The 17617-nt window shown below is 62.7% G+C and carries 11 protein-coding genes; 7 read left to right on the plus strand and 4 right to left on the minus strand.

The annotated features are described in order from the left end of the window. Positions 1-50: 50 nt before the first annotated feature. Positions 51-1043: an alpha/beta fold hydrolase gene (locus V7787_RS48785; RefSeq protein ID WP_231114249.1), complete on the minus strand. Its 993-nt coding sequence runs from the start codon at positions 1041-1043 to the stop codon at positions 51-53. A gap of 101 nt (positions 1044-1144) precedes the next feature. Beyond that, positions 1145-3520, minus strand: a complete 2376-nt coding sequence (gene ppsA / locus V7787_RS48790; RefSeq protein WP_020193548.1) for a phosphoenolpyruvate synthase — start codon at positions 3518-3520, stop codon at positions 1145-1147. 191 nt (positions 3521-3711) lie between these two features. Here ppsA and ppsR point away from each other — a divergent pair, with 191 nt between their 5' ends. Then, a complete protein-coding gene (gene ppsR / locus V7787_RS48795) occupies positions 3712-4530 on the plus strand; it encodes a posphoenolpyruvate synthetase regulatory kinase/phosphorylase PpsR (protein ID WP_010953083.1) in 819 nt (272 codons plus the stop codon). A gap of 260 nt (positions 4531-4790) precedes the next feature. Here ppsR and V7787_RS48800 read toward each other — a convergent pair whose 3' ends face one another. Beyond that, positions 4791-9656: an NAD-glutamate dehydrogenase gene (locus V7787_RS48800; RefSeq protein ID WP_020192900.1), complete on the minus strand. Its 4866-nt coding sequence runs from the start codon at positions 9654-9656 to the stop codon at positions 4791-4793. A 274-nt stretch (positions 9657-9930) separates the two neighbouring features. On the opposite strand from V7787_RS48800, the gene V7787_RS48805 reads away from it, so the two are divergent. Further along, positions 9931-10284 (plus strand): hypothetical protein, encoded by a 354-nt coding sequence (locus tag V7787_RS48805; protein ID WP_020192899.1) that lies wholly within the window; start codon positions 9931-9933, stop codon positions 10282-10284. Positions 10285-10481: 197 nt separating this feature from the next. Here the strand turns inward: V7787_RS48805 and V7787_RS48810 are convergent, their stop codons facing one another. After that, on the minus strand, positions 10482-11387 hold the full coding sequence (locus V7787_RS48810; protein WP_010953080.1) for a LysR family transcriptional regulator: 906 nt from the start codon (positions 11385-11387) through the stop codon (positions 10482-10484). Positions 11388-11510: 123 nt separating this feature from the next. On the opposite strand from V7787_RS48810, the gene lysA reads away from it, so the two are divergent. The 5 genes from lysA to V7787_RS48835 all read left to right on the plus strand — a co-directional run. Then, a complete protein-coding gene (gene lysA, locus V7787_RS48815; RefSeq protein WP_064493461.1) occupies positions 11511-12743 on the plus strand; it encodes a diaminopimelate decarboxylase in 1233 nt (410 codons plus the stop codon). Positions 12744-12970: 227 nt separating this feature from the next. Further along, positions 12971-13471, plus strand: coding sequence for a sigma-70 family RNA polymerase sigma factor (locus V7787_RS48820; RefSeq protein WP_012053194.1), 501 nt, complete (start codon positions 12971-12973; stop codon positions 13469-13471). 5 nt (positions 13472-13476) lie between these two features. After that, complete coding sequence (locus V7787_RS48825) at positions 13477-14412, plus strand: FecR domain-containing protein (RefSeq protein WP_014859058.1); 936 nt, start codon at positions 13477-13479, stop codon at positions 14410-14412. A gap of 110 nt (positions 14413-14522) precedes the next feature. Next, complete coding sequence (locus V7787_RS48830) at positions 14523-17009, plus strand: TonB-dependent siderophore receptor (protein ID WP_014859057.1); 2487 nt, start codon at positions 14523-14525, stop codon at positions 17007-17009. A gap of 307 nt (positions 17010-17316) precedes the next feature. Beyond that, the coding region (locus V7787_RS48835) for a toxin VasX (protein ID WP_336094834.1) at positions 17317-17617 on the plus strand (301 nt) is incomplete at its 3' end.

Here is a 17617-nt window from a genome sequence, read left to right on the forward strand (position 1 = left end):
TGTGTAGGAGCGGGTTCACCCGCGAAGAGGCCATGACAGGTACAGCAAACTCAGCTGGCAGGCACAGGTTCCGCAACGACAGTGGACGCATGCACCGGCAGCAGCGGGTTGCGCAGCCAGCGCTCCACCAGCGGCCACACCTGCACCTGCGCGGCCTTGCTCACCAGCATGTCGACATGCCCATAGGCCTCGAAACCTTCTTCACGCCCCAGCCGCAGGAACTGCTTGCGCTCGCCGCCCAACTGCTCGAACAGCTTGCGACAGGCCCACACCGGGTCCTGGAAGTCCCCGGCACCGGCCACCGCCAGCAGCGGTACATCCACTTCAGCCAGCCCTGCCCACCAATCGTGCTTCTTGTCGCCAAAGCGCCCGAACAGGCCGTGCCAGCGCATGCTCTCCAGGGCGAGGCCTATCGGCTCGTCTTCAGGCCCACGCTTGAAACGTGGCCCGGATATCTGCCCCCAACGCTTGAGCACCAGCTTCGCGCCCCAAGCCAGCGGCGGCACTTTCAACGGCCAATAGACACGGCTGATCTGGGTACCGAACAGCGCCACGCTGGCGATTTGCCCGGGCTCCAGGAAGCCGCCACCCAGTGCTGCCGCCAATGTCGTACCACCCAGCGAATGGCCCACCCAGTGCGGCGCCTGGCCCGACTGCTCGCGCACGAACGCGTTGATCAACGGCAGGTCATCACGGGCGTAGGCGGCAACGCTGTTGTGTTTCCAGTCATGGTTACGCGGCGACAGGCCGTGGCCTCGCATTTCCGGGATCCAGACATCGAAACCGGCGCGCGCAAGGTAGGCACCCAGGCCAACCCCTTTGGGCGAATACCAGAAGCGCCGATTGGAAAAACTGCCGTGCAGGAGAATGACCGGCACGCCTTGGGCCTGAACCTGGTCGGCCAGCCCCAGACGGGTGATGGCGAGCTCGACGCTGGGGTCCGGGCCATTACCGGCCTTGATCCGATACACGTCTTCGCTGAGATCGCCGCGGCGCTCGGCACTGAGCAGGGCCACGGGGAATAAAGTGCTGCTGCTTTGCATAAGGTTGCTTGGTGCACAAAAAAGGGCGGGGTCCATTGCTGGAGCTCGCCCTGGAAAAAACCAGGCAGGAGGGCGCCAGACGCCCCCCCGCGTTTACTGCATCAGGCCGCGCCTTGGCCTTCGGCCAGGAAGAACCAGGTCTCGAGTACCGAGTCCGGGTTCAGCGACACGCTTTCGATGCCCTGCTCCATCAGCCACTTGGCCAGGTCCGGGTGGTCCGATGGGCCTTGGCCGCAGATGCCGATGTACTTGCCAGCCTTGTTGCAGGCGGCAATGGCGTTGGCCAGCAGCTTCTTCACCGCAGGGTTACGCTCGTCGAACAGGTGGGCAATGATGCCCGAGTCACGGTCCAGGCCCAGGGTCAGCTGGGTCAGGTCGTTGGAGCCGATCGAGAAGCCGTCGAAGTATTCCAGGAACTCTTCGGCGAGGATGGCGTTGGACGGCAGTTCGCACATCATGATCACGCGCAGGCCATTGTCGCCGCGGGCCAGGCCGTTTTCGGCGAGCAGGTCGACGACCTGGCTGGCTTCGCCCAAGGTACGCACGAACGGCACCATGATCTCGACGTTGGTCAGGCCCATCTCGTTGCGCACACGCTTCAGTGCACGGCACTCGAGCTCGAAGCAGTCACGGAACGATTCACTGATGTAACGCGAAGCACCGCGGAAGCCCAGCATCGGGTTTTCTTCTTCCGGCTCGTACAGCTTGCCACCGATCAGGTTGGCGTACTCGTTGGACTTGAAGTCCGACAGGCGCACGATGACCTTTTTCGGGTAGAAGGCCGCCGCCAGGGTGCTGATGCCTTCCACCAGCTTCTCGACGTAGAAGCCGACCGGGTCGTTGTAGCCGGCGATGCGCTTGTCGACGCTTTCTTTCAGGTCGGCAGGCAGGCCCGCATAGTTCAGCAGCGCCTTGGGGTGCACGCCGATCATGCGGTTGATGATGAACTCCAGGCGTGCCAGACCGACACCGGCGTTGGGCAGCTGGGCGAAGTCGAAGGCGCGGTCCGGGTTGCCGACGTTCATCATGATCTTGAACGGCAGTTCCGGCATGGCATCGACCGAGTTCTGCTTGATGTCGAAGCCCAGCTCACCTTCGAAGATGAAGCCAGTATCGCCTTCGGCACAGGAAACGGTCACGCCCTGGCCATCTTTCAGTACCTGAGTAGCGTTGCCGCAACCGACTACCGCCGGGATACCCAGCTCACGGGCGATGATCGCCGCGTGGCAGGTACGGCCACCGCGGTTGGTGACGATGGCACTGGCGCGCTTCATCACCGGTTCCCAGTCAGGGTCGGTCATGTCGGAGACCAGCACGTCGCCCGGCTGGACCTTGTCCATTTCCGATACGTCGTTGATGACGCGAACCTTGCCGGCGCCGATACGCTGGCCAATGGCACGGCCTTCGACCAGCACGGTGCCTTTCTCTTTGAGCAGGTAGCGTTCCATGACGTTGGCGCTGGAACGGCTCTTCACCGTTTCCGGGCGGGCCTGGACGATGTACAGCTTGCCGTCGTCACCGTCCTTGGCCCACTCGATGTCCATCGGGCGCTGGTAGTGCTGCTCGATGATCATGGCCTGCTTGGCCAGCTCGCTGACCTCGGCATCGGTCAGGCAGAAGCGTGCGCGCTCGGCGCGGTCGACTTCGACGGTCTTGACCGAACGGCCGGCCTTGGCTTCGTCGCCATAGACCATCTTGATCGCCTTGCTGCCCAGGTTGCGGCGCAGGATGGCCGGGCGGCCGGCCTGCAGTGTGTTCTTGTGCACGTAGAATTCGTCAGGGTTGACCGCACCCTGTACGACGGTTTCGCCCAGGCCATAGGCGCCAGTGATGAATACCACGTCGCGGAAGCCCGACTCGGTGTCGAGGGTGAACATCACCCCGGCAGTGCCGGTTTCCGAGCGGACCATGCGCTGCACACCGGCAGACAAGGCAACCAGCTTGTGATCGAAGCCCTGGTGCACGCGGTAGGCGATGGCGCGGTCGTTGAACAGCGAAGCGAACACTTCCTTGGCCGCGCGGATCACGTTATCGACGCCGCGAATGTTGAGGAAGGTTTCCTGCTGGCCGGCGAACGAGGCGTCCGGCAGGTCTTCAGCGGTAGCCGAGGAACGCACGGCAACGGCCATGTTGTCGTTGCCGGCGGCCATTTCGGCGAAGGCCGTACGGATTTCCGAATCCAGGCGTGGCGGGAATTCGGCTTCCATGACCCACTGGCGAATCTGCGCGCCGGTCTTGGTCAGGGCATTGATGTCGTCAACGTCCAGCGCGTCGAGCGCGGCGTGAATGCGGTCGTTCAGCCCACTCTGCTCGAGAAAGTCACGGTACGCCTGAGCCGTAGTGGCAAAGCCGCCCGGCACCGACACGCCGGCACCGGCGAGGTTACTGATCATCTCGCCCAGGGATGCGTTCTTGCCCCCCACATGCTCCACATCATGGACGCCGAGCTTATCGAGGGAAACTACGTACTCTACCAAGGTGATCTCTCCACTAACTGTGTTGGAAAAGCTCAAAAGGCGCCCGCCTGTCTTCTATGACTTGGCCGGGCGTTTGTGGCCTGTACCTGGAAAATAGGCGCTGCAAATGTGGCAGAATGTCGACAGCCGCATTCGGCAAACCGAACTTATCATATCCAAGAATCGCCATCAGCTTAAGGCCCAGATCGCAAATGAAACGAACCGCGTTCTTCATCTCCGACGGCACCGGTATCACTGCCGAAACCCTGGGCCAGAGTTTGCTCGCGCAATTCGAGAGCATTCCCTTCAACAAATTCACCCGCCCTTACATCGATTCGCCGGACAAAGCGCGGGTCATGGTCCAGCAAATCAACGCTGCGGCCGAGCGGGATGGGGTACGCCCGATCATCTTCGACACCATTGTCAACCAGGACATCCGCGAGATCCTGGCGACGTCGAATGGCTTCATGATCGACATCTTTTCTTCGTTTTTATCCCCACTTGAGCAGGAATTGATCGCCCATTCGTCGTATTCCGTGGGCAAATCTCACTCGATCGGCGGCAATTCCAACTACATGGAACGCATCGAGGCGGTGAATTTCGCCCTGGATAACGACGATGGTGCACGCACCCACTACTACGACAAAGCCGACCTGATTCTGGTTGGCGTGTCGCGTTGCGGCAAAACCCCAACCTGCCTGTACATGGCCATGCAGTTCGGCATCCGTGCCGCCAATTACCCGCTGACCGAGGACGACATGGAGCGCCTGCAGCTGCCGGCGGTGCTGAAAAAGCACCACAGCAAGCTGTTCGGCCTGACCATCGACCCCGACCGCCTCACCGCCATCCGCCACGAACGCAAGCCCAACAGCCGCTATTCCAGCTTTGCCCAGTGCGAATTCGAAGTGCGTGAAGTGGAAAGCCTGTTCCGCAGGGAGAACATTCCCAATATCAATTCCACGCATTTTTCGGTGGAAGAGATTTCCGCCAAGATTCTGGTCGAAAAAGGCGTGGAGAGGCGGTTCAAGTAACGCCCCCGCCCCCCCTGTAGGAGCGGGTTTACCCGCGAATACGGTGGCGGCAGCGACAGTGAACGGCGGGTGGAAATTGGCCAGCAGGGCCGGCCTCTTCGCGGGTGAACCCGCTCCTACACGACGGGCTGTGTCCAACCCCCGATGTGTGTCCACCACCAATCGGTGTAGGAGCGGGTTCACCCGCGAAAGGGCCACCCCAGGAATACAAAAAAGCCCCGGCATCACTGCCGGGGCTTTGTTTTACCTCACCACAAGGCTCAGGACGGCACCACCGCCGCCTGCCCGCTCATGGCCAGGTCGACCAGCTCGCGGTTGGCCACCGCGTACATCGCATAGTCAGTGCCCGTGGCATTGCGCAGGTCGTCGAGCATGGCGCGCCAGCGCTCCACCATTCCCCGATGCTGCTCTGACCACAACGCCACGCGGGCATCCATGTCTTCCGGTGCATCGACCATCTGCAGGACCGAAATGGTGATCGCCCGCTGCTGCAAGTCGATATCATCGCGGAATGCCTCGCGGGCCAGCGCCTGCCAGTTGTTTTCCACCGGCAGGTTGCTGATTTCCTGCAAGTACCAGGTCAGGTCCAGCGCGCTGCCCACGGCGAAGAATGCCTTGGCCACCTGCGCAGGCTCATGGCCAGTCACGTCGGCCGCTTCAATGATCGGCAGCAGGGTGTACAGGTGGCTGGTACCCGCCACCATACGCGCCAGCAACTCCGGCACACCGGCGTCGACAAAGCCCTGGTAGCGGACCATCCAGCGTTCGCGGGTAGGGCCTTCGAGCAGCTCATCCAGCTTCAGACCCAGCTGCGCGATCTTCGGCCCGAAGTGCGCGGTATCGCGCCCGGCGTCCTGTTCGTTACGGCGGCTTCGCAGGAACCAGCGGGTGGCACGGCGGCCCAGGCGCATCAGCTCGTCCATCAGGGTAAGCTGGATTTCCGCCGGCACCTGATAGTCCAGCGCCTCGATCTGGCGGAACCAGTGCGGCAGGTGGAAGATGTCGCGCACGATCACGTAAGCGCCGGCTACGTTGGCCGGGCTCATGCCGGTCGACTCCTTCAGGCGCTGGACGAAGGTGATACCCATGTTGTTGACCAGGTCGTTGGCGATCTGGGTGCTGACGATTTCGCGCTTCAGGCGGTGGCGGCGCATGGCCTCGGCGAACTTGCTGACCAGGGACGGCGGGAAAGCGGTGTCCATGTCACGGGTCAGGTAGTCGTCGTCCGGTACCAGCGACTTGAGCAGTTGCTCCTTGAGGTCGATCTTGCTGTACGAGATCAGCACCGACAGCTCGGCGCGGGTCAGGCCCTGGCCGGCAGCAAGGCGTTCGGCCAACTGCTCTTCGGACGGCAGGAATTCGATGGCACGGTCCAGCTTGCCCCGCGCCTCGAGATCGGCCATCAGGCGCTTGTACTCGGCAATCCGCTCGCGGGCGCGGCGGGCGGCCAGCGACAGCGCCTGGGTCTGCTTGTAGTTGTTGCCCAGCACCAGGCTGGCCACTTCGTCGGTCATGCTGCCCAGCAGCTGGTTGCGCTGCTTCTCGGTCATGTCGCCACCCTGCACCACTTCGTTGAGCAGGATCTTGATGTTGACCTCGTGGTCGGAGCAGTCCACGCCGCCGGCGTTGTCGATGAAGTCGGTGTTGGTGGCGCCGCCGTTCAGGCCGAACTCGACGCGGCCGAGCTGGGTCATGCCCAGGTTGCCGCCCTCGCCCACTACCTTGCAGCGCAGTTCGTTACCGTTGACCCGTAGCGCATCGTTGGCCTTGTCGCCGACATCGGCGTGGCTTTCAGTGCTGGCCTTCACGTAGGTACCGATACCGCCGTTCCACAGCAAGTCCACCGGGGCCTTGAGCAGCGCGTTAAGCAGCTCGGTCGGGGTCAGGCGGTCGGCTTCGATGGCGAAGCGCTCTTTCATCTGCGGGCTGATGGCGATGCTCTTGGCACTGCGCGGGAAGATCCCGCCGCCTTCGGACATGATGCTAGTGTCGTAGTCGCTCCAGGCCGAACGCGGCAGGTCGAACAGGCGCTTGCGCTCGGCAAAGCTGGTGGCAGGGTCGGGGTTGGGGTCGATGAAGATATGCAGGTGGTTGAACGCGGCCACCAGTTGCAGCTTGTCGGACATCAGCAGGCCATTGCCGAACACGTCACCGGCCATATCGCCCACACCAATGACGGTGATCGGGTCTTCCTGCACGTTGATGCCACGCTCGCGGAAGTGACGCTGCACGCCCACCCAGGCGCCGCGCGCGGTAATGCCCATCTTCTTGTGGTCGTAACCGGCCGAGCCGCCCGAGGCAAAGGCATCGCCAAGCCAGAAGCCGTAGTCGATGGCAATGCCGTTGGCGATGTCGGAGAAGGTCGCGGTGCCTTTGTCGGCCGCTACCACCAGGTACGGGTCGTCATCGTCATGGCGCACCACGTTGGCCGGCGGCACCACGCCACCGTCCTTGAGGTTGTCGGTGATGTCGAGCAGGCCGGAAATGAAGATGCGGTAGCACGCCACGCCTTCGGCGGCGATCTCGTCACGGCTGCCGCCCAGCGGCAGGCGACGCGGCAGGAAACCACCCTTGGCGCCGACCGGCACGATGACCGAGTTCTTCACCTGCTGGGCTTTCACCAGCCCCAGCACTTCAGTACGGAAGTCCTCTTCGCGGTCGGACCAGCGCAGGCCACCACGGGCAACGTTGCCAAAGCGCAGGTGCACGCCCTCGACCCGTGGCGAATAGACGAATATCTCGAACTTTGGCACCGGTTTGGGCAGTTCGGGGATCAGCTTGGGGTTGAACTTGAAGCTGAAGTACGACTTGTTCTGGCCGTTTGCGTCGGGCTGGTAGAAGTTGGTACGCAGTGTGGCCTTGATCAGGTCCAGGTAGCGCCGCAGGATGCGGTCTTCGTTGAGCACTTGCACGTCGTCCAGCGCAGTCAGAATGGCCTGTTCCAGGCGCTGCTGCTTGTCGTCAAGGTCGTCCTGGGTGAGCTTGCGCGCCAGGTAGAAGCGGGTCTTGAACAACCGGGTCAGCTCGCGAGCGATGTCGGTGTGGTTGTTCAGGGTGCTGGCGATGTAGCCCAGATCGAAGCCCAGACGGATCTGTTTCAGGTAACGGGCGTAGGCACGCAGCAAGGCCACGTCGCGCCACGGCAGGCCGGCGGTGAGCACCAGGCGGTTGAAGGCGTCGTTCTCGGCGTCACCCCGGACGATGTGGATGAAAGCGTCCTGCAGGGTATCGTTGAGCTGCTGGATATCCAGGCTCAGGCCTTCGCTGTAGGTGAAGGCGAAGTCGTGGATCCAGTATTCGCGGCCATTGGCATGGCGCAGGCGATACGGGAACTCGCCGAGCACGCGCAGGCCGAGGTTTTCCAGAATCGGCAGCACGTCGGACAGCGCCAGCGGGGTGTCGGCGTGGTACAGCTTGCAGTGCAGGATGCGCTCGCCCACCTGAGTCAACGGCTGGTAGAAGCTCATGGCCAGCGGCTTGCTTTCCGACAGGTTCAGCACATGCTGCAGGTCGACCACCGCCGAGTGCGCGGCGAAGCGTTCGCGGTAACCGGCCGGGAAGCCTTTGGGGAAATCGGCGAGGATGTTGGTGCCCTGGGCTTCGCCGAAGTTCTCCACCACCAGTGCCGAGTAGTCGTCATGCCACGAGCGGCAGGCCTGGATGACTTCGCGTTCCAGCTGCTGCGGGTCGATGTCGATACGGTTCTTGGGGTCGACCCGCAGGATCAGTTGCACACGGGCCAGTACCGATTCGGAGAAGAAGGTCCAGAACTCGCAGTCGCTGGCCTTCAGGCGCTCCATCAGCACCTGCTGGATCTTCTGCCGCACTTCGGTGGAATAGATTTCCCGCGGGACGTAGGCCAGGCAGTAGCAGAAGCGGCCGTACGGGTCTTTACGCAGGAACACGCGGATCTTGTTGCGCTCCTGGATCTGCACGATTGCCATGACCGTGCTGAACAACTCGTCGATCGGCGTCTGGAACAGGTCGTCGCGCGGCAGCACTTCCAGCACCTGGGCCAGTTCCTTGCCCAGGTGGGCCTTGGGATCAAAGCCCGAACGGCGCTCGACTTCGGCCACCTTCACGCGGATGTACGGAATGGCATGCACGCTTTCGCCATACACCGACGAGGTGTACAGCCCCATGAAGCGGTGCTCCTTGATGACCTTGCCGTCGGCGTCCAGCTGGCGGATCGACACGTAGTCCGGGTAGGCCGGGCGGTGCACGCGGCTGGGCAGCGCGGCCTTGGCGAACGAAAGCAGCAGCGGCTCGTTGAGGTAGGCCACAGCGTAGTCTTCGATGCGCAGCTCTTCTGCCGTCAAGCCCACGCGCAGGCGGCGCGGCAGGCCGAGGAACGACTGCTCGTCGTAGACCATCTGGCCGCCATCGGCGCCGCCCTTGACGGTGAATTCTTCATAGCCCAGAAAGGTGAAGTGGTTATCCAGCAGCCATTCGAGGAAGGCCTTGACTTCGCCCTTCTCGTTTTGGGCGGGGCCGAAGGCGGTTTGCTCCACCTGCGCTACCACTTCACGCAGCTTGGCCTTCATCGGTTCGAAGTCGGCCACCACCACCCGTACCTCGGCCAGCACCTGCTCGATCTCGCGGGTCAGCACCGTCAGCTCGGCGGCATTGGCGCAGCGGTCGATCTCCAGGTACATCAATGACTCGTAGCGCACGCCCTCGCCCTGGGTTCCCTTGGGCAGCAGCTCCAACAGCTCGCCCTTGGCGCCACGGCGCACACTGAGCACGGTGGTTTGCAGGGTGTGGATGCTGTAGCCACGGCGGTTGAGCTCGGTGCGCACCGAGTCGACCAGGAACGGCAAGTCATGGTGCAACACTTCGACCACGGTATGGGTCGACTGCCAGCCATTGCGTTCGTAATCAGGGTTGTACACCCGCACTTGCGGGTATTCGGGGTCGAAACGCTCGATGATGCGCCAGGCTGACAGGGTGCAGCCGGCCAGGTCGGAAAGCCTGCGCTGGGTGAGTTCGTCCAGAGAGATGATGCCGAAGAACTGCTCGGCGAACAGCGCCACTTGTGGCAGGGACTGCTCGCTGATGTGCTGCGCCAGGGCCGCTTGCAGTTGGTGCTGGAAGTCGGCTTTGCTGGCTGCGGTGAAGAACGCCATCTGTGGTACTCCGCTTGGGCTTTGTAATAATTGAAGCGTCGCTGCGTGCGCCGTGTACGGATCAACGATAGCCAACCCGTGGCATGACGGACGGTAAAAACCAGACGTTGAACGTGCGCAGGCACGCCCAGGGCTCGCCGAAGCTTAACGACTGATCGGTCATCTACGCTTGCAGCGCTGCGACAATTTCGGTCAAGGGGCGGTAACTTTACGTTTATGCCTGTACGCAAGACTGTCAGAATTCCCTTCCGTTTCCTTTGACCCGAGCCTGCTCATGCAAATCAACACCGCCCTGCTGTTCGCCACCCCTTGCGATGACGAGGAAGACAACATGGCGACCCTGTGCTGCCACAGCGACAAGGGTCAGATGTTCCTGCTTACCCGTTACCCGGACGAGGACACCGTCGACCTGACGCTGGATGACGAGCCGTCGACGCTGGATGGCCTTAAAGTGACCCTGAGCGCCAAGCGCCTGCTGATCGAAGTGGCGGCCGGCGACCGGGACGCGCTGAAGGGGGATGAAGTACTGGAAATCAACCTGACCAGCGATTTGAGTGACATGGATGAAGTGAAGGAAACCCTGGAGAACATCCTGGCCGGTACTGGAACCTTGGTCTGCGAGCTTTGAACCCTGCCCCTGCCTAGTGGGAGCGCGGTCCCTGTGGGAGCAACTGTCTTGCTCAATTTCTAAAAGCTGGCGCGATCCCTGTGTGCGGCCTTGCGTCGCGAAAGGGCCGCGCAGCGGCCCCAGGATCTCGACATCATGCATAGATTGCTGGGGCCGCTTTGCGGCCCTATCGCGACACAAGGCCGCCCCCACAATGATCAGGCCAGCGCCTGCTGCATCTCTTTGGCCTGCACCCGCAACGCCTCGCAAAACGGCTCCACCGCTGCCGATGCTGGCCGATGGTCCGGGCGTATCAGCATTACCTGATAGGGCACCGAAACCCGTAACCTGCGGATCGGCAACCCGCCTTGCGCCGCCTCCAGCCCGCTCAGCGGGTTGATGATCGCCACCCCCAGGCCTTGCCTGACCATGGCGCACACCGAAGCGGCACTGGTGGTCTCGATGACCGTGCGGCGGTTAACCCCGGCTGCACGAAAGTGCTGATCCAGACGCTGGCGGTAGGTATCCAGGCTGGCCAGGTTGATGAAATCGACCTCATGGAAATCACTCAGCTCCAGTTCAGCCTTCACCTGCAGCGGGTGATGCTCGGGCAACACGCACACCATGTTGGCACTGAACAGCAATTCACCATACGCGCCACGCGGTATCTGTTCGACTTCAGTCAGGCCAAGGTCATGCTGCTGGGCAACCAGTGACTCCTCCAGCAAAGGCGACTCCTGCGCCAGAATGCTCACGCTCACGCCGCTGTGCTGCTGGTGAAAGCGCTGGCAAGCCTTGGGCAACAAGGTTTGCGAGAACAGCGGCAGGCAGGTGATGGCCAGCCGGCCCTGCTCGAAGTTGCGGATGGCCTGGGCAAAGCGATCGATCCGCTCCAGCCCGACGTAGGCCCGCTCGACCTCTTCGATCAACAGCAGCGCCTGGGCCGTCGCCACCAGGCGCCCGCCCTCGCGCTCGAACAGGTTCAGGCCAGTCACCTGCTCCAGCCGCGCCAGTTCGCGGCTGACGGTCGGCTGCGAGGTGAACAGCAGGCGCGCCGCCCCCGTGACACTGCCAGCGGCCATGATGGCGCGGAACACTTCGATGTGGCGGACGGACAGTTTCACGGCAGCACCCGGTGAGTCGACAATTGGTATATCAGATATGAATGACCAGCAGAAAAATAGCTATTTTTCTGAATTCCCGCTTTGATTCATCCTCGTGGCCTTCCTAATACGAGTAGCGCCACCATGACCGCACCCTTCACCCTTCTGGCCGAGGCGGTTCGCCAGCACGGCTCGCCGCTTTGGGCGTACGACGCCAGCACCATCGCCGAGCGTGTCGAGCAGTTGAACGTATTCGACACCGTGCGCTTCGCCCAGAAAGCCAACCCGAACTTGCATGTGCTGCGCCTGATGCGCGCCCATGGCCTGGTGCTGGACGCCGTGTCGCTGGGTGAAATGGAGCGGGCCTTCGCTGCGGGTGCGAGCGTGGACGGTGACCCTGCCGGCGTGGTGCTGACCTGCGACGCGCTGGACCGGCCAACCCTGGAGCGAGTGGTGGCAGAGAAGATCGAAGTCAACGCCGGCTCCATCGACATGCTGCGCCAACTGGGTGAGCGCTCGCCCGGCCACCGCGTGTGGATCCGCATCAACCCGGGCTTCGGCCATGGCCACAGCCGCAAGACCAATACCGGCGGCGAAAACAGCAAGCATGGCATCTGGCACGAAGAGCTGGACGAGGCGCTGGCGTGCATCAAGGCCCATGGCCTGCACCTGGTGGGCGTGCACATGCACATTGGTTCCGGGGTGGACTACCAGCACCTGGAACAGGTGGCCCGCTCGATGATCGAGCTGATCGGCCGCTTGGGCGTGGACATCGAGGCGTTCTCCATCGGCGGCGGGCTTTCCACCCCCTACCGCAGCACCGACAAACCGGTCGACCTGCAGCGTTATGCGCAGACCTGGGCGGTGGCGCGCAAGGAGATCGAAGCGATACTCGGCCACCCGGTGCGCATGGAGATCGAACCCGGGCGCTTCCTGGTGGCGGAGTCGGGCTATCTGGTGGCCGAAGTCCGTGCCGTGAAACAGGTGGGGCGCAATACCTTCGTCATGATCGACGCCGGCTTCAACGACCTGATGCGCCCGGCGATGTACGGCGCCTACCACGGCATGACCCTGCTCGATGCCGATGGCCAGGCAGTAGATCGTCCGCGCCAGCCGACCGTGGTGGCCGGGCCATTGTGTGAATCGGGTGACGTGTTCACCCAGGATGACCAGGCACTGACCCCGCAGGACCTGCCTCAGGCACAGGTGGGCGACCTGCTGGTGATCCACGATGCCGGGGCCTATGGCGCATCGATGTCGTCGAACTACAACAGCCGGCCGCTGCTGCCGGAGTTCCTGATCGAGAACGGTGCCCTGCGGATGATCCGCCGGCGCCAGACGGTGCAGGACCTGCTGAGCCTGGAGGCCGGGTTCTAACCACTGCCCTGCAAGCCTGCACGACTCTTTGTGGGAGCGGCCTTGCGTCGCGATAGGGCTGCACAGCAGCCCCACAAATGTAGCCGCGATGCCGAAACCCGGGCCGCTTTGCGGCCCAATCGCGACGCAAGGCCGCTCCCACAGGGTGTGTGCTCGCGGTCCTTGCAATAAGCCCCGCCTCTCGCGACAATGCGATCAATTCCCATTAATATTGCGATCTTGACGCCATGGCAACGCTCGATCCCCAGGCCCTGCACCAGCTGTACAGCGAAAACAACAGCTGGCTGAAGGGCTGGCTGCGCGCCCGCCTGGGCAACGCCGCCGACGCTTCCGACCTGGCGCACGACACGTTCTTGCGGGTAATGACCGCGCGTAACCCGTTGCCGATCCGTGAGCCGCGCAGCTACCTCAGCGCTATCGCCCGCGCCCTTCTGATAGACAAAGCTCGCCGTCGCATCATCGAAAAAGCTTACCTGCAGGCGCTGGCCCTGCGTCCGGAACCGGTAGAGGTGTCGCCGGAGGTGCGCTTGTCCATCATAGAGATGCTGGTGGCCGTGGACAGCCTGCTCGACGAACTCGGCGCCAAGACCCGCGCCATCTTCCTTGCCGTTCAACTCGAAGGCCTGACCTACGGCGCTGCGGCCGAGCGCTTCGGCGTGTCGATCACCACCGTGAAGAATCACCTGATCAAGGCCATGACTCGCTGCCTGCTGGCAGTCGAAGGCTGACGCCCATGGATCTCAAGACACTCGAAGCCGCTGCCACCTGGTATGTTCAGCTCAACGACGGCGCCAATAGCGAGGCCCGCACCCAGGCCTGGCGACAGTGGCTGCAGGCCAGCCCCCTGCACGCAGCCGCCTGGGCGCGGGTAGAAAAGCTGCAGCAGCAATGGGCCATGGTGCCGCCGCAGGCGGCGCTGTCCGGCCTTGGCGCGGCCCAGGCGCAGCGGCGTGACGTGCTGAAAGTGCTGGGCCTGCTGATGGCCATGGGGGGCGGCAGCTGGCTGGCGGCCGAGCAGGTGCCCTATCGTGCCTTGCTGGCCCAGCACAGTACCCGCAGCAGCGAGCGCCGCGCCCTGCACCTGGAGGATGGTTCACAGCTGGAACTGAACGTGAATACCGCGCTGGATGTGCGCTACGCCACAAAGGTGAGGGCGATTCAGCTGTATCAGGGGGAAATTCTGGTGCGTCCGGTCAGCGATCGTCAGCAGCGCCCGTTTATCGTGCACACCGATGACGGCAGCGTACTGGCCCGCAGTACCGCGTTCAGCGTCCGCAAACTGGCGCAGCAGACCCGCGTGGGTGTGCTTGAGGCCAGCGTCGAAGTTCGCCCCCTGCGCCACCCTGATCGAGTGCTGCAACTGCACGCTGGCCAGCAAGTGAGTTTTGATCAGGATGTCGTCCTCGACGCCCATGCCCTCCCCGCCGATTCCACGGCCTGGTTGCAAGGCATGCTCAGCGTGAACGACTGGCGCCTTGGCGATTTCCTCGAAGAACTGGGGCGCTATCGTCCAGGTGTGCTGCGCTGTGCCTCGTCGATCCAGGCCATGAGCATTTCCGGTGCGTTCCGCATTGACGACACCGATATCGCCCTGGCCAACCTGCCGAAAACCTTGCCCGTGAAAGTGCGCTACTTAAGCCGCTACTGGGTGAGTGTGGAGCCCGCCTGAGCAACTGCGGAAAAACTTTCGCCGCAATCTTGCTGATTTCTATTCTCGTCCGTCCCTGACACAAGCCGCGACGACAGCGACTTTCTGCCATGACTCGGAAGGACCACGAAATGCCACACCTGCACCCTACCCCAGCAACCAAGCTCAGCCAGGCCGTCCGCCTGGTGCTGTTCGGCATGTCCCTGGCCAGCGCGCCCGGCCTGTTGCTGATGCCTGCCCAGGCAATGGCCCAAAGCCAGGCCACCTACCATGTCCCCGCTGGCTCACTGGGCAACGCCATCACCCAGTTTGGCGTACAGGCGGGTGTGACCATTTCGTTCGACACCGCACAGACGCGCAACCTCGACAGCGCGGGCCTGGAAGGCAGCTTCAGTGTCGAGGAAGGTCTGGCGCGGCTGCTGGGCAACAGTGGCCTGCAGGCGCAGCGTCAGGGTAATGGTGGCTATGTGCTGGTCGCTGCGCAAAACGGCTCGGCCATGGAACTGGCGCCGATGAACATCGACGCCAACCGCCTGGATGCGACCAGCGAAGGCACCCAGTCCTACGCCGCCCGTGCCATCACCATCGGCAAGGGCGTACACACGCTGAAAGAAACCCCGCAGTCGGTCACCGTGATGACCCGCAAGATGCTCGACGACCAGAACCTCAACACACTGGAGCAGGTACTGGACAAGACCCCGGGCATCACCGTGTATGACTCGCCCATGGGCGGCAAGTATTTCTATTCCCGTGGTTTCAACCTGGATGGCCAGTACCAGTACGACGGCGTGCCCTTGGACGTGGGCGGCAACTACGTGCAGGCCAACAGCTTTTCCAGCGACATGGCGTTCTATGACCGCGTCGAGGTGCTTAAAGGTGCGGCCGGCATGATGAAAGGCTCTGGCTCCTCCGCCGGGGGCGTCAACTTCGTGCGCAAACGGGGGCAGGAAAAAGCCGCCACCACCGTCACCCTATCAGCCGGCAGCTGGGACAACTACCGCGGGCAAGTGGACGTGGGCGGCCCGCTGAACGCGTCGGGCACCGTGCGGGGGCGCGCCGTGGCGACGCTGCAGGACCGCCAGTACTTCTATGACACGGCCAAGCGCCAGGACCAGATACTGTACGGCGCCATCGACTGGGACGTCACGGCCGACACCACCGTGGGCGCTGGCCTGGCTTACGAGGATGTCGATGCCACCCCTTGCTACGCCGGCCTGCCACGCTACGCCGATGGCAGTGACCTGAAGCTGTCGCGCTCCACCTGCCTGGGGGCCAGCTGGAACGACATGCAAAGCCAGCGTATTACCGGCTTTGCCGACCTCAAGCACCGCTTCAACGATGACTGGACCCTGAACTTCGCCTCGATCTACACCCACAACACCCAGGACATCGAATACGCTTATTCCGAAGGCACGGTACCCGTCGGCGCCAGCACCGCCAGCATGAACGTCCGGGCCGGCCGTTTCGACTACGACCAGGACGACTACGGCTTCGATAGCTATGTCGATGGCAAGTTCGAGGCGTTCGGCCTGCAGCATGAGCTGATCATGGGTGTCAACGCCAGCCGACAGAAAACCCATGATTACTTCGCGCTGATGCTGCTGGACGGCAAGCAGGACCCGTTCAACCCATCCGCGAACTTCACACACCCGTCCAAGGCCGATTACCTGGTCAACCCGAGCCGCGGTGGCAGTGTGCCAACCGATACCACTACCACCCAGTACGGCACTTACGCCAACCTGCGCCTGAAACTGGCAGAGCCACTGACCTTGGTGCTGGGCGCGCGGGTCAGCTGGTACCGTAACAAGAGCGACTCCTATACCCAGTTCTACGATTACTGGGTGCATAATCGCAGCCAGGAAAACGGTCAGGTCACGCCGTTTGCCGCCGTGCTGTACGACCTGAACGAGCAGTGGACCGCCTATGCCAGCTACGCCGACATCTTCCAGCCACAAAGCGACAAGGTGAATGCCGAGCGGCAGGCGTTACAGCCAAAGACCGGCGCCAACTATGAAGTCGGCATCAAGGGCGAGCTGCTCGACGGCGCGTTGAACACCTCCTTCAACCTGTTCCGCACTGTCGAGAATCACCGCGCAGAAACGGACTACGTCGATACCTGCCCCTCAGGCGACGGGTATTGCTACAACGACAGCGGCAAGGTACGCGCACAGGGGTTCGAAGCCGAGATCAGCGGCTCGCCGATCGAGCGGTTGCAGCTGTTGGCGGGCTACACCTACACCCAGACGAAGTACCTGAGTACCATCGAAGACACTGACCCGACCGAACTGACCTTCACCTCCAGCTTCATCCCACGGCACATGCTCAAGGTATGGGGTGACTACCAGCTGGGCGGTGCTCTGGAGCGCTGGACCCTCGGCGCAGGCCTGAACAGCCAGAGCGAGAACTTCCGTACCACCGGCACTACCCGTGTCGAGCAGGCGGGCTACACCGTGTGGAACGGCCGTGTGCAGTACCGCCTCGACCCGAACTGGACTGTCGCGCTCAACGGCAACAACCTGTTCGACAAGAAGTACTACGCCACCATCGGCGCGCCGGCGTGGGGCAACTTCTATGGTGAACCGCGCAATTTCATGGTGACATTGCAAGGGGCGTTCTGAAGTACTTTCCGGGGAACGATCGGGCCGCTTTGCGGCCCTGTCTGGATGCGGACCGTATTTAAAATAGCGACCAGGGTGGCGCCTCCACCCAGTAACGATGGGCCTGCCCCGTGACAGCGGACGGGTTGACGTGAAAGGCGATGAAAACCCTGGTAACGTCAACGATACCGCTTAATCAGAAATTTCCTACGCACCTATCGGAAGCGCAACGCTCCTTTGAGAAGTGATTCCTCGCTAGTGTCCAGCCCTGGGTCGAATGCAACGCTTGCATGCATTTGATGATTATCCCTGCTCGCTGGAGCTATACATGGACTCGTTGAAAGAAACCCTCGAACTGTGCAGGCGCATCACCTCCGGCTACCGCCCGGCCCTGCGCAACAGCCCCGTCGCCGACTGTACCCGCCGCTTCGAACTGCTGCCCCTGCGCTACGCCGCCGTCGGCGGCAACCCGGCACAACGTGCCCGCCTGCCCAAATTGCCGGGCTATCTCAGCCCGTTCCAGGATGTCGGCGAGCTGACCCATTCCAGCTACGCCATCCGCCCTTTGCGCGAGGGCTTTCTCTACCTGCTGATCAAGCGCCATAGCGCACCGGCCTACGAATGGCACA

The sequence above is a fragment of the Pseudomonas sp. CGJS7 genome, from assembly GCF_036961695.1.

Bases quoted from the DNA above. Each gene is read 5' to 3' on its own strand.
- V7787_RS48825 (WP_014859058.1), top strand. From the start codon at position 13,477: ATGGATCTCAAGACACTCGAAGCCGCTGCCACCTGGTATGTTCAGCTC.
- V7787_RS48785 (WP_231114249.1), bottom strand. From the start codon at position 1,043: ATGCAAAGCAGCAGCACTTTATTCCCCGTGGCCCTGCTCAGTGCCGAG.
- V7787_RS48800 (WP_020192900.1), bottom strand. From the start codon at position 9,656: ATGGCGTTCTTCACCGCAGCCAGCAAAGCCGACTTCCAGCACCAACTG.
- V7787_RS48830 (WP_014859057.1), top strand. From the start codon at position 14,523: ATGCCACACCTGCACCCTACCCCAGCAACCAAGCTCAGCCAGGCCGTC.
- ppsR (WP_010953083.1), top strand. From the start codon at position 3,712: ATGAAACGAACCGCGTTCTTCATCTCCGACGGCACCGGTATCACTGCC.
- V7787_RS48805 (WP_020192899.1), top strand. From the start codon at position 9,931: ATGCAAATCAACACCGCCCTGCTGTTCGCCACCCCTTGCGATGACGAG.
- V7787_RS48820 (WP_012053194.1), top strand. From the start codon at position 12,971: ATGGCAACGCTCGATCCCCAGGCCCTGCACCAGCTGTACAGCGAAAAC.
- lysA (WP_064493461.1), top strand. From the start codon at position 11,511: ATGACCGCACCCTTCACCCTTCTGGCCGAGGCGGTTCGCCAGCACGGC.